Raw genomic sequence first — 12,544 nt, forward strand, 5'->3', positions numbered from 1 at the left:
CGTGTTTTCAGCGGGCCAGCTTGGACGCGAAGGAGCGTCGGACTACGATCCCAGCCCCTCGAACAGGATTGTCGACAGATAGCGCTCGGCGAAGGACGGGATGACCACCACAAGATTTTTGCCCTTGTTCTCCGGCCGCGAGCCGACGACGATGGCCGCCTGCAGGGCGGCGCCCGAAGAGATGCCGACCGGCACGCCTTCGAGGCGGGCGACGAGGCGGGCATTGGCCACCGAATCCTCGTTCGACACCTTGACGATCTCGTCATAGATCGTCGTGTCGAGGATCTTGGGCGCAAAACCGGCGCCGATGCCCTGGATCTTGTGCGGGCCGGGCTGGCCGCCCGACAGAACCGGCGAGGAGTCGGGCTCGACAGCGACGACATGCACGGAGGGCTTGCGCTTCTTCAGCACCTGGCCGACGCCGGTGATGGTGCCGCCGGTGCCGATGCCGGCGACGAAGATATCGACCTCGCCATGCGTATCGTTCCAGATTTCCTCGGCCGTCGTCGTGCGGTGGATTTCCGGATTGGCCGGGTTCTCGAACTGCTGCGGGATGATCGCATTGGGGATCGTCGCTGCCAGTTCGTCGGCCTTGGCGATGGCGCCTTTCATGCCTTTCGGACCCTCGGTCAGCACCAGCTCGGCGCCGAGCAGCGCCAGCATTTTCCGGCGCTCGACCGACATTGTTTCGGGCATCGTCAGGATCAGCTTGTAGCCCTTGGCCGCGGCGGCGAAGGCAAGCGCGATGCCGGTGTTGCCCGACGTCGGTTCGATCAGCGTTGTCTTGCCGGGAGAAATCTTGCCTGATGCCTCAAGCGCCTCGATCATCGCCACGCCAATGCGGTCCTTGACCGAGGCGATCGGATTGAAGAATTCGAGCTTGGCGATGAGATTGGCGACGATGCCCTTTTCCCTGGCGAACTTGTCGAGCCGCACCAGGGGCGTGTCGCCGATCGTATCGGTGATGGAATTGTAGACGCGGCCGCGGCCGGGCACGCGGGCTGATGTGGCGGACTTGTTCATTTGTTTCGCTCCCAGAACTTCAGGCGAGTAAGGATTTCAGGCAGTGGAATTGCAGCCGGCAAGATAGGGCCTTCGGTCGCGCAAGATAGACTGTCGGCTGAAAATATCCGAGTGGGACCTGTCTCTAAAACCGTGCCGTCCCGGAAAAGCATTTCTCGCAAAGGCCTGTTTGCGAAATGCTTTGGCCGAAAGCTCTCTATTGCCGAGCGGCAATCGCTGCAGCAGCACCGACCATGAAGCCGGCCGCCGTGCGGTTCAGCGCCTTGAGCGCGCGGGGCGATTTCAGAAACCAGCGCGCCTTGGCCGCCAGCGCCAGATACGGCACCAGCACCACCAACAGCACGACAACGGTCAGCGCGACGAGGATGCCGTAATCCGCCAGCGTGATGGTTTTCAGGTCGACGATGGTCGGCGTGATCGCGAGATAGAAGATCATCGTCTTCGGATTGCCGAGGGTAACGGTCAGGCCGGCGGCAAAGCTCGACAGCAAGCCGCCCTTGCCTTTTCCGGCCTCGACGGTCTCGGGCGTGATGCCGCTGTTCCAGAAGCGCCAGCCGAGAAAGGCGAGATAGGCGACGCCGAGCCATTTGATGGCCAGGAAAACCATGCCGAAGGATTGTGCGACGAAGGCGAGGCCAAGCACCACGGCGGTCAGATAGGTGATGTCGCCAACCATCAGGCCAAACGACATCGCCAGCGACGATCGGAAGCCTGAGCCGAGCGCACGGGCGACCAGCGCGGTGATGCCGGGACCAGGAATCGCGGCGGCGATGCCGAGGGCCGCACTATAGGCGAGGAATCCGGTAAGGGTCATGGCACTGGTCTCGGATCAGAGCGTTTTATTGCATGGGACAGGCCAAGATTGAATTTCCTGGGGCCGGATTCTATTGCACCAGATATCGAGGGCTCGCCTTACGAAGCCCCCTCATCCGGCCGCTTCGCGGCCACCTTCTCCCCGAGGGGAGAAGAGACGGGCGCCAGCGTCTGCTGACTCCTCTCCCCTCGGGGAGAGGTCGGATTGTCCCGAATTGCTCTTCGCAATTCGGTTGGCAATCCGGGTGAGGGGGCCTGCGTTACCTGAGCAGATCAGGACGGACCGTCGCCATGGGTGACACGCCAGATGGTGCCGTTGCCGTCCTCGCTGACGATCAGCGCACCGTCGCTCGCAATCGCCACGCCGACCGGCCGGCCCCAGACCTCACCGTTGGAAACAACGAAGCCGGTGATGAAATCCTCATACGCGCCGGTCGGCTTGCCGTCCTTGAACAGCAACCGCACCACCTTGTAGCCGGTCCTGTTGCCGCGGTTCCATGAACCATGCAGAGCGACGAACGCATCGCCCTTGTATTCAGCTGGAAAGCTCTTCCCCTCGTAAAAGGCGATGGTGAGCGGCGCCGAATGCGCCTGCATCAGCACATCGGGAACGGTCGTTTTGCCGGCAAGATCGGGGCGCTCACCCTTGTGGCGCGGATCCTCATTGTTGCCGATATAGTACCAGGGCCAGCCATAGAAGGCACCCTCCTTGACCACGGTCGCGTATTCGGGCGGCACATTGTCGCCAAGCGCATCGCGTTCGTTGACGACGCACCACAGCGCGCCGGCCTGCGCAACTGCTCGGGTATGACTGTGCAGCCGGCGGCAAAGATGCGGCCGTTCTTGCCATCGGGATCGAAGGCCAGCACGTCGGCGCGGCCGTCTTCAGAACCCCAGGCTGCACCCAGCGGCTGCGATTTCGCCCAGGCATCGAGTCCGCCTTTCGGCTCCCGGCCCATGTCCTCGGCGACATTCGATCCCGAGCCGACCGAAAGGTAAAGCGTCTTGCCGTCCGGCGAGAAGGCGATATCGCGGGTCCAGTGATGACTGGCGGGGATGTTGCCGACGATGGTTTCCGGGTCGCCGGAGGCCTTCAGGTCGCCATTGCGGTAGGCAAAGCGCACGATGCTGTCGCTGTTGGCGACATAGACCCATTGCGGGTCAGCGCCCGGCGGATAGAAGGCAATGCCATAGGGCCGGTTGAGATTGCCGGCAAAGATGCCGTCCTGCGCCGGCTTCGCACTGCCTTCGGCGAGGCGATAGATGCGGACCTGGTTGGCTTTGCTGTCGGCGACGAACAGGTCGCCATTCGGTGCGACGCGTACGACGCGTGGATTGTCGATGCCCGATGCAACCAGCTCGGCCGAGAAACCCGGCGGCAGTTGCAGCTTCGCGTCTGCCGGCATGTCCGCGATGCCGGCGCTGTTCGAGGTCGACCGGGTGGCATTGGGCTTGGGCAGATCATCCGGTCTGATCAGGCGGCGGGTGCCCGGCTTGTCCGCTCGCCAGTCGCCGAAGGCAGCCGCGCCTTTCAGCACCGGTTCGTCCGCCTGCTGGGCGAATGAAGCGGTCGAGAGAAACAGTGCGGCGGAAAGTGCGGGGCCGGCAAAACGCATCATTCGGTCCTCCAGTGTTCGGGCGTGAAAACAGGAACGACCGGTTTCGTCGATCGTTCCACGGCACACGATGAGGTGAAGGAAGCTTGCGGTTTTCCGGTTCAGGTCCCGGCGGCGTAGAAATCGTCGTCGAGGCGTTTTTCCAACTCGACGAGGTCGGCCGGCAGCGGCAGGCCCATGGCGCGCATTTCCCGTAGCTTTTCGCGCAGCTGCTCCTGGATCTCGTGCTGGTCTTCCGGCTGGTTGACCATCTCCTCCAGCAGCAGGCTGATCCGGGCCTTGAATTCTTCGAGCGCCATCGTCGTCTCCTCGGTTGGATCAGCTCAGCGCAGCATGCGTGAAATCAGCTGCGCCGTATAGTCGACCATTGGGACGATGCGCGCGTAATTCAGCCGGGTCGGGCCGATGACGCCGAGCGCGCCGACGACGCGGGCATCCTTGTCGCGATAGGGGGCGACGACCAGCGACGAGCCCGACAGCGAAAACAGCTTGTTTTCCGAGCCGATGAAGATGCGCACACCCGAGCCCTGCTCGGCGAGGTCAAGCAGCTGGATAAGCCCGTCCTGCGTCTCCATGTCCTCGAACAGATGGCGCAGCAGCTCGATGTCGGCCTGGGCGGTAACGTTTTCAAGCAGATTGGCACGCCCGCGCACGATGAGCCGTGCCGGCAGGCCGCTGTCGGCGCCGGCCCACACCGCCAGCCCCTTCTCCACCAGGTCCTGCGACAGCGTGTCGAGCGCGGCCCTGGTTTCTTCCTTGATGCGAGCGATCTCGATCCGCGCCTCGGCAAGCGTGCGACCGCGTATATGGGCGTTGAGGAAATTCGAGGCCTCGTGCAGTTGCGAGACGGTGATGCCGGCGGGCAGGTCGACGACGCGGTTTTCGACGTCGCCATTCTGCGACACCAGCACCGCCAGCGCCTTCGTCGGCTCAAGCTGGATGAATTCGATGTGCTTCAGCGCCACCTCGTTCTTGGCGGCCAGCACCAGGCCGGCGCCGCGCGACATGCCCGACAGCATCTGGCTGGCCTCGGTCAGCATGTGCTCCAGCGTCGCACCGGAGCCGGACGCCCGCACCTGTGCCTCGATGGCGCGGCGCTCCTCGTCGGAAAGGTCGCCAAGCTCCATGAAGGCATCGACGAAGAAACGCAGGCCGGCCTGCGTTGGCAGCCGGCCGGCCGAAATGTGCGGCGCGTAGATCAGGCCGAGATGCTCGAGGTCGCTCATCACGTTGCGGATGGTCGCCGGCGACAGCGAGGACGGCAGGATACGCGACAGGCTGCGCGATCCCACCGGTTCACCGTCCCTGAGATAGGAATCGACGATGCGCCGGAAGATGTCGCGGGAACGCATGTCGAGCGCCTGGAATACTGGCGACTGAAGCGCGGGCGACTGCGAACTCGGATCGACTGCCTTGGTCATACGGCCAAAAACCTCCGGCCCAAGGATATAGACTTACACCGCACCCGCGCAACCCGGTGTCTGTGTCCGATCGTCAGCCCATTTTCCTTTGCGCCACGCGTCCCATGCGGTTACAAGCCGGCCAAGATTCCGAAAAATGACAAGAAAGCAGCCCTGAATGCGCCCTTCCAAACGCCAATTCGACGAAATGCGTGCCATCTCCTTCGAGCGTGGCGTCTCCAAGCATGCCGAAGGCTCATGCCTGGTGAAGTTCGGCGACACGCATGTCCTGTGCACGGCCAGCCTCGAGGAAAAAGTGCCGGGTTGGATGCGCAACTCCGGCAAGGGCTGGGTGACGGCGGAATACGGCATGCTGCCGCGCTCGACCGGCGAGCGCATGCGCCGTGAGGCTTCGGCCGGCAAGCAGGGCGGCCGCACGCTGGAAATCCAGCGGCTGATCGGCCGCTCCTTGCGCGCCGTGGTCGATTTGCAGGCGCTGGGCGAACAGCAGATCACCGTCGACTGCGACGTCATCCAGGCCGATGGCGGCACCCGCACCGCCTCGATCACCGGCGGCTGGGTGGCGCTGTATGACTGCCTGCGCTGGATGGAAGCCCGCCAGATGGCCAGCGTCGCCAAGGTGCTGAAGGACCATGTCGCGGCGATCTCCTGCGGCATCCATGACGGCCAGCCGGTCATCGACCTCGACTATATCGAGGATTCCGCAGCCGGCACCGACGCCAATTTCGTCATGACCGGCAAGGGTGGCATCGTCGAGATCCAGGGCACCGCCGAGGGCGAGCCTTTCTCCGAGGAGCAGTTCGCGGACTTGATGGGCCTGGCCAAGAAAGGCATCCAGCGCCTGGTGAGTTTGCAGCAGATGGCGGTGGCTTAGTTTTTAGATGTCGAGCCTGAGCGCCCCCCTCTGGCCTGCCGGCCATCTCCCCCTCAAGTGGGGAGATCGGATGTCGTCTAGGGCTTCGCCAATCTCCGGCGTTGTAGGGTGCGCGACAATGCAGAAGCTGCCAATCTCCCCACCTGAGGGGGAGATGGCCGGCAGGCCAGAGGGGGGCGCCTCGTGACACCCTCCGCGATCCTGGAATCGGCCCTCTACGTCACAGACCTGCCCGCCGCCGAAACCTTCTACACCGACATCCTCGGCCTCAATCTCCTCGGCAAGGTCGACGGCCGCCACCTCTTCTTCCGCTGCGGCCCCGGCGTGCTGCTCGTCTTCAACGCCGAGGCAACCAAAATCCCGCCGGCGCCTGACGCGAGGCTGCCGGTGCCACCGCACGGCGCGGTCGGCCAAGGTCATCTCTGCTTTACGGCGACCGCCGATGAAATCGCCGGCTGGAAAACCCATCTGGAGGCAAAGAAGATCGCCATCGAGAGCGAATTCGAGTGGCCGCAGGGCGGCCGTTCGATCTATATACGCGACCCCTCGGGCAATTCGATCGAATTTGCCGAGCCAAGAATCTGGGGCCTTTGATGCATTCTCTCGATGGCAAGAAGATCGTCGTCGCCAGCCATAATGAGGGCAAGCTGCGCGAATTCGCCGACCTGATGGGACCGTTCGGCTTCGAAGCGAAGTCGGCCAGGGAGTATGGCCTGCCGGAGCCGGACGAGACCGGCACCACCTTCGAGGAGAACGCCTACATCAAGGCGCTCGCCGCCGCCAAGGCGACCGGCCTGCCGGCGCTGTCGGACGATTCCGGCCTGTGCGTCGACGCGCTTGACGGCGCGCCCGGCGTCTACACCGCCAACTGGGCCGAAACCCCGGACGGTTCGCGTGACTTCGGCATGGCCATGCAACGCACCGAAGTGGCGCTGCAGGAGGTCGGCGCCGCCTTGCCGGAGCAGCGCAAGGGACGCTTTGTCGCCGTCATCTGCCTGGCGTTTCCCGACGGCGAGGCGGAATATTATCGCGGCGAGGCCGAGGGCACGCTGGTCTGGCCACCGCGCGGCGAGCTCGGCTTCGGCTACGATCCTGTGTTCCTGCCCGATGGCTTCGAAAAAACCTTCGGCGAAATGAGCGCCGAGGAAAAGCATGGCTGGAAGCCCGGCCAGGCCACGGCGCTGTCGCACCGCGCCCGCGCCTTCCAGAAATTCGCCCAAGCTCGATTGGGCTCGGCATGAGCATGCTGCTCGACCGGGCGCCCGGCTTCGGCGTCTATGTCCACTGGCCGTTCTGCGCGGCCAAATGCCCCTATTGCGACTTCAACAGCCATGTTCGCCACCAGCCGGTCGACCAGGAGCGCTTTGCCGCCGCCTTCGAGGCCGAACTGGCGACGATGCGCGAGCGCACCGGGCCGCGCGAGGTGACCAGCGTTTTTCTAGGCGGCGGCACGCCCTCGCTGATGAAGCCGGAAACCGTGGCCAGGGTTCTGGACGCCGTGGCGAAGAACTGGACGGTGCCTGCCGGCATCGAGGTGACGCTGGAGGCCAATCCGTCCTCGGTCGAGGCCGAGCGCTTTCGCGGCTACCGGGCAGCCGGCGTCAATCGCGTGTCGCTCGGCGTGCAGGCGCTGAACAACAAGGATTTGCGCTTCCTCGGCCGTTTGCACAATGTCGAACAGGCCCTGCACGCCATCGGCTTCGCGCGGGAAATATTCCCAAGGCTGTCCTTCGACCTGATCTACGCCCGCCCCGGCCAGACGCCGGAGGCTTGGGCATCGGAGCTGGAACAGGCGATCGGCCATGCCGCCGACCATCTGTCGCTCTACCAGCTGACCATCGAGGAAGGCACGCCCTTCCACGCGCTGCATGCGGCAAAGAAATTCGTCATCCCCGACAACGACCATGCCGCCGACCTCTATGCGCTGACGCAGGAGATCACCACGGCGCACGGCCTGCCGGCCTACGAGATTTCCAACCACGCCAGGCCGGGCGCCGAGAGCCGGCACAACCTGACCTATTGGCGCTATGGCGAATATGTCGGCGTCGGGCCGGGCGCGCATGGCCGCTTCGTCGAGAACGGCCGCCGCACGGTGACAATCGCCGAGCGGATGCCGGAAACCTGGGCCAATCTGGTCGAGGCCAAGGGCCATGGCGTCACCGGCGGCGAGATCCTGACGCGCTCGGAAGAGGCCGACGAATTCCTGCTGATGGGCCTGCGGCTGGCCGAAGGCATCGATCTCTCCCGCTACGAGGCGTTCTCCGGGCGCGGCCTGTCGAGCGCGCGGCTGTCGATGCTGCAGGGCGAAGGGCTGGTGGCGCCGATCGGCAATGCGCGCCTGCGCGCCACGGCCGCCGGCATGATCGTGCTCGACGCGGTGGTCGCCGATCTGGCGCGCTAACCCTTGAAGAACGTCCTTTTCGTCTGCAGCCAGAACCGCTTGCGCAGCCCGACCGCCGAACAGGTGTTTTCAACGCGCCGTGATATCGAGGTGGCCTCGGCCGGAACCAACCACGATGCCGACACGCCGCTGACGCATGAGCTGGTCGCTTGGGCCGACATCATCTTCGTCATGGAAAAGGCGCACCGCACCAAGCTGCAGAAGAAATTCAGGGCCAGCCTGAAGAAGGCGCGTGTGATCTGCCTCGACATACCTGACAATTATGAATTCATGGATCTGGAGTTGATTGGCCTTCTGAAGGCACGCATTTCGCGGTATCTCGGTTAAGACGCCATCCGCGAAGGCCACCCGCATGAACCTGACCGTATCCTCCTGGCAATTCTGGGCACTGCTCTCGGCTGCATTCGCTGCCCTGACGGCGATCTTCGCCAGGTCGGCATCGAGAACATCAATTCCGATTTCGCCACCTTCATCCGCACGATCATCATCCTGATCGTGCTCGGTGCCATCCTGCTCGCCAGCGGCCAATTCCAGTCGCCGGCTACGATCTCGGGAAAGACCTGGGCTTTCCTCGCCCTGTCCGGTCTGGCGACCGGCGCTTCATGGCTCTGCTATTTTCGCGCCCTGAAGATCGGCAATGCGGCGCAGGTGGCGCCGATCGACAAGCTAAGCGTCGTGCTTGTGGCGGTGTTTGGCGCGGCCTTTCTCGGCGAGCGGTTGTCCGGAGCGAACTGGCTTGGCGTCGCCCTTATCGCGGCGGGTGCTGTGCTGGTCGCCTATCGAGGGTAGTTGCGCGCCATGGCGTGCGTTCTTCGTTTCAAGACGGGTGATGAAGATATCGAAGCGATTGGGCATCGTCCGGTCAGTGCTCCGTCGTGCTGTCGGGTTTGTTGTCGGAAAGGCTGACGTTCGTCGGCAAGGTGCTGGCGACGCGCTCTTCGGTCAGGCTGTGCTCGGTCTTGGCAGACGGGCGCTTGTCCCTGGGGGTGGCAACGCGGTTGCGGCCGGCATAGTAGGGTTCGAAAGCGTCTTGTATCTTGAGGCTGTCCATCCTGTCCTCCTCCGGAATCAGGGGGCTAATCTGCCAACGCCGGTTTGGTTCCCCACTGTGGCAAAGGAAAGGCGAATTCCCTACATCGGCATCAGCTTTTGCAAGCCCGCGTCAGCCGTGCCAAACAGGGCTGAATGGAGAAGTCGTCAGTGACCGCAGAGACGGGCAAGCGCAGCTATGTGGTCGGGCAGACCGAGATCGCGGCCCGGCCGCTGGAGCCGGCGCTCTATCTGGTGGCGACGCCGATCGGCAATCTCGCCGACATCACGCTGCGCGCGCTGGAGACGCTGGCCGCCGCCGACATCGTCGCTTGCGAAGACACACGGGTGTCGCGCGTGCTGCTCGACCGTTATGGCATCCGCCGCCGCACCACAGCCTATCATGAGCATAATGCAGGCGAGGCCGGGCCGAAGCTGATCGCGGCGCTGCAGGCCGGACAGAGCGTGGCGCTGATCTCCGATGCCGGCACGCCGCTGGTGTCCGATCCCGGCTACCGGCTGGTCGGCGAGGCGCTCGACCACGGCATTCGCGTCGTGCCTATCCCCGGCCCATCGGCGCCGCTCGCGGCGTTGACCGCATCCGGCCTGCCCTCCGATGCCTTCATGTTCGCCGGATTTTTACCGGTGAAGACCGGGCAGCGGCTGACGCGGCTGGAGGCACTGAAAGCCGTGCCGGCGACATTGATTTTCTTCGAATCGCCGCGCCGGCTGGCCGAATCCCTCGGTGCCATGGTCGAAGCGCTGGGCGGCGAGCGCAAGGCCGCGATCGGCAGGGAATTGACCAAGACCTTCGAGGAGATGCGAACCGGCACGCTGCAGGCGCTGGCCGACCACTATGCCGCGGCCGATACGCCGAAGGGCGAGATCGTCGTCTGCGTCGCTCCGGCCGAGGCCAGGGTCGACGAACCCGCCGACATCGACCGTCTGCTTCTGTCGCTTGCCGCCGAAATGCCGGCCTCCAAGGCGGCGGCGGAAGCCGCGAAGATGACCGGCGGCCAGAAACAGGCGCTCTATCGGCGATTGCTGGAGCTCAAGGATGCTTCGGGAGAAAGCGGCGGTGGCTGAACGCCCGAGCGCCAGCCGCCAGAAAGCCTATCGGCGCGGCCATCGCGGCGAATGGCTGGCGTCGGTAGCGCTGATGCTGAAAGGCTATCGCATTCTCGCCCGCCGCCATCGCACGCGCTTCGGCGAGATCGACCTGATCGCGCGGCGCGGCGATCTGGTGCTGTTCGTCGAAGTCAAGGCGCGCCGGTCGCTGATGGAAGCCATGGAGGCGATCGGTCACGAATCGGAACGTCGAATAGAAGGCGCGGCCGACATCTGGCTGTCGCGCCAAGCGGACTACGGCAGACTGTCGATGCGCTTCGACATGGTCGCGGTGCTGCCCTGGCGCTGGCCGGTGCATGTCGAGAACGCGTTTTATGGGAAGAGTTAGAGGGGGCAGCCCTCCTTCATTCGTCATCCACGGGCGGAGCCCGTGGATGACGAAGCGTGAGGGCCGCTACGCGGAACACTCCTCACCCCCAGATCATCAACGCCACCAACCCGACACCGCCCACCACCAGCCGCCACCAGCCGAACAGCGAGTAACCCTTGCGCGAGACGTAATCGAGCAGGAAGCGCACGACGATGAGCGCCGTGACGAAGGCGGCGACGAAGCCGACGGCGATGATCGGCAGGTCGGCGCTGCTCAGCACGTTGCGGTTCTTGAACAGGTCGAAGGCGAAGGCGCCGACCATGGTCGGGATTGCAAGGAAGAAGGAAAATTCAGCGGCCGCGCGCTTATCGACGCCCAAAAGCAGGGCGCCGACGATGGTCGAGCCCGAACGCGATGTGCCGGGAATGAGCGACAGGCACTGGAAAAGCCCGATCTGCAGGTAAAGCCGGGTCGGGAAGCGCTCGACATCGCGATAAACCGGCTTGAGGTTCATGCGGTCGACCACCAGCAGCACGACGCCGCCGATAATTAGCATGATGCAGATCAGCCTCGGCGATTCGAACAGCACCGTCTTTATGAAATCATGCGCCAGCGCGCCGATGAATGCCGCCGGCAGGAAGGCGATGAGGATGCCGATGACGAAATGCCTGGTCAGTCGGTCGTGCGGCAGTTCGAGCAGCATTTTCCAGAGGCGGCGGAAATAAACGCTGAGGATCGCCAGGATGGCGCCGAGCTGGATCAGGATCTCGAAGGCCTTGCCGGTCGAGTGGAAGCCGAGGAAATGGCCAGCGAGCAGGATATGGCCGGTCGAGGACACCGGGATGAACTCGGTCAGCCCCTCCAGCAGGCCGAGCAGCAGGGCTTCGACGATGGTCTGGCTTTCCATGGCTACCTCGGCATTGGCGTGACGGCTGACAGAAGGGCTTGCTTGTCATGGCGTTGAAGTCCCCCTATAGGTCGCAACACCCTGACGGCCCGCTAACCGGGCGGCCAAGACTTACCGGTGCGCCCTGCGATTCGCCAGTGCGCTTTATCATCGCGGAACCATGCTGACGCTTTTCCACCACCCCATGTTCGCCACCTGTCGCTTCGTCCGCCTCGCTTTCGGAGAGTATGGCGAGGAGCTGGCCCTGATCGAGGAAAAGCCGTGGACCCGGCGCAAGGAGTTCCTGGCGCTGAACCCGGCCGGCACGCTGCCGATCCTGCTGGCCGAAGGCGACGTGCCGATCATCGGCGCGACGGTCATATCGGAATATCTCGATGAAACGCGCGGCGTGCTGAAGCGCGACAAGCGGCTGTTCGCCGAGGACCCGATGCAGCGCGCCGAAATCCGCCGGCTCATCGACTGGTATCTCAACAAGGCTGAAAGCGAAGTCACCCGCCATCTGGTGCGTGAGCGCGTGCTGAAGCCGGTCATGCCGGAAACGGCGGGCGGCGGCTCGCCCGACTCTGGCGCGATCCGTGCGGCGCGCGCCAACATCCGCCAGCACATGAAATACACCAACTGGCTGGCCGGCACCCGCCATTGGCTGGCCGGCTCGAGGGTCACCTATGCCGATCTCGCGGCCGCGGCGACGCTTTCGGTGCTCGATTATCTCGGCGAGATCGACTGGCGCGAGCACAGCGCTGCACGCGAATGGTACACGCGGGTCAAGTCGCGGCCTTCCTTCCGGCCGCTTTTGACCGACCGGGTGCGCGGCCTGTCACCGGTGTCGCATTATGCGGACCTCGACTTCTGACGCGGCAAAACTGCGCGCGCTGATCGACGCGGAGGCGCAGCGCGCCGGCTTCGATGCCGTCGCCGTCACCTCCCCCGATGCGATCCCGCTGGCGCCGGCGCGCCTGGCCGAATTCGTCGCCGACGGCTTTCACGGCTCGATGGACTGGATCGCCGAGACGTTGCAACGC

At 64.3% G+C, this 12,544-nt stretch carries 14 protein-coding genes and 3 pseudogenes; 10 read left to right on the plus strand and 7 right to left on the minus strand.

The window, feature by feature from the left end; translation table 11 throughout:
- Window positions 1-42: 42 nt before the first annotated feature.
- The 5 genes and pseudogenes from cysK to hrcA form a co-directional block, all read right to left on the minus strand.
- The gene (gene cysK / locus EN925_RS06380; RefSeq protein ID WP_013528637.1) at window positions 43-1,023 is read right to left on the minus strand and encodes a cysteine synthase A; all 981 of its coding nucleotides are present in this window, start codon (window positions 1,021-1,023) and stop codon (window positions 43-45) included.
- A gap of 196 nt (window positions 1,024-1,219) precedes the next feature.
- Window positions 1,220-1,837, minus strand: a complete 618-nt coding sequence (locus tag EN925_RS06385; RefSeq protein WP_013528636.1) for a LysE family translocator — start codon at window positions 1,835-1,837, stop codon at window positions 1,220-1,222.
- A gap of 272 nt (window positions 1,838-2,109) precedes the next feature.
- Window positions 2,110-3,455: pseudogene (locus tag EN925_RS06390) on the minus strand (sorbosone dehydrogenase family protein).
- A 98-nt stretch (window positions 3,456-3,553) separates the two neighbouring features.
- On the minus strand, window positions 3,554-3,751 hold the full coding sequence (locus EN925_RS06395) for a hypothetical protein (protein WP_013528634.1): 198 nt from the start codon (window positions 3,749-3,751) through the stop codon (window positions 3,554-3,556).
- 24 nt (window positions 3,752-3,775) lie between these two features.
- Window positions 3,776-4,873 (minus strand): heat-inducible transcriptional repressor HrcA, encoded by a 1,098-nt coding sequence (gene hrcA, locus EN925_RS06400; RefSeq protein WP_027161211.1) that lies wholly within the window; start codon window positions 4,871-4,873, stop codon window positions 3,776-3,778.
- A 157-nt stretch (window positions 4,874-5,030) separates the two neighbouring features.
- On the opposite strand from hrcA, the gene rph reads away from it, so the two are divergent.
- From rph to EN925_RS06435, 6 genes and pseudogenes are all read left to right on the plus strand, one after another.
- A complete protein-coding gene (gene rph, locus EN925_RS06405) occupies window positions 5,031-5,747 on the plus strand; it encodes a ribonuclease PH (protein ID WP_013528632.1) in 717 nt (238 codons plus the stop codon).
- Between the two features lie 183 nt (window positions 5,748-5,930).
- Complete coding sequence (locus EN925_RS06415; RefSeq protein WP_127369521.1) at window positions 5,931-6,341, plus strand: VOC family protein; 411 nt, start codon at window positions 5,931-5,933, stop codon at window positions 6,339-6,341.
- A complete protein-coding gene (gene rdgB, locus EN925_RS06420; RefSeq protein WP_024502184.1) occupies window positions 6,341-6,988 on the plus strand; it encodes an RdgB/HAM1 family non-canonical purine NTP pyrophosphatase in 648 nt (215 codons plus the stop codon). Before EN925_RS06415 ends, rdgB begins: the two co-directional genes overlap by 1 nt.
- Window positions 6,985-8,148 carry a radical SAM family heme chaperone HemW gene (gene hemW / locus EN925_RS06425; RefSeq protein ID WP_127369520.1) on the plus strand — a complete coding sequence of 388 codons (1,164 nt, stop codon included), beginning with the start codon at window positions 6,985-6,987 and terminating at the stop codon, window positions 8,146-8,148. Before rdgB ends, hemW begins: the two co-directional genes overlap by 4 nt.
- Window positions 8,149-8,151: 3 nt before the next feature.
- Entirely contained in the window at window positions 8,152-8,475 is a 324-nt protein-coding gene (locus tag EN925_RS06430; protein ID WP_127369519.1) for a low molecular weight protein tyrosine phosphatase family protein, read from the plus strand.
- A gap of 25 nt (window positions 8,476-8,500) precedes the next feature.
- A pseudogene (locus EN925_RS06435) lies at window positions 8,501-8,937 on the plus strand (EamA family transporter).
- Between the two features lie 73 nt (window positions 8,938-9,010).
- Here the strand turns inward: EN925_RS06435 and EN925_RS06440 are convergent.
- Entirely contained in the window at window positions 9,011-9,199 is a 189-nt protein-coding gene (locus EN925_RS06440) for a hypothetical protein (RefSeq protein WP_013528626.1), read from the minus strand.
- Window positions 9,200-9,333: 134 nt separating this feature from the next.
- On the opposite strand from EN925_RS06440, the gene rsmI reads away from it, so the two are divergent.
- Entirely contained in the window at window positions 9,334-10,263 is a 930-nt protein-coding gene (gene rsmI / locus EN925_RS06445) for a 16S rRNA (cytidine(1402)-2'-O)-methyltransferase (protein WP_063173477.1), read from the plus strand.
- Window positions 10,256-10,633 (plus strand): YraN family protein, encoded by a 378-nt coding sequence (locus tag EN925_RS06450; protein ID WP_024502180.1) that lies wholly within the window; start codon window positions 10,256-10,258, stop codon window positions 10,631-10,633. Before rsmI ends, EN925_RS06450 begins: the two co-directional genes overlap by 8 nt.
- Before the next feature lie 82 nt (window positions 10,634-10,715).
- On the opposite strand, the gene EN925_RS06455 is transcribed toward EN925_RS06450, so the two are convergent.
- Window positions 10,716-11,522 carry an undecaprenyl-diphosphate phosphatase gene (locus EN925_RS06455; protein ID WP_013528623.1) on the minus strand — a complete coding sequence of 269 codons (807 nt, stop codon included), beginning with the start codon at window positions 11,520-11,522 and terminating at the stop codon, window positions 10,716-10,718.
- 160 nt (window positions 11,523-11,682) lie between these two features.
- On the opposite strand from EN925_RS06455, the gene EN925_RS06460 reads away from it, so the two are divergent.
- Window positions 11,683-12,375 (plus strand): glutathione S-transferase family protein, encoded by a 693-nt coding sequence (locus EN925_RS06460; protein WP_127368086.1) that lies wholly within the window; start codon window positions 11,683-11,685, stop codon window positions 12,373-12,375.
- A pseudogene (locus EN925_RS06465) lies at window positions 12,356-12,544 on the plus strand (tRNA epoxyqueuosine(34) reductase QueG); the annotation flags it as partial. The gene EN925_RS06460 and the pseudogene EN925_RS06465, both read left to right, overlap by 20 nt.

Origin of the sequence: Mesorhizobium sp. M7A.F.Ca.US.006.04.2.1 (assembly GCF_004022915.1) — a bacterium.
Taxonomy (GTDB): domain Bacteria; phylum Pseudomonadota; class Alphaproteobacteria; order Rhizobiales; family Rhizobiaceae; genus Mesorhizobium; species Mesorhizobium ciceri.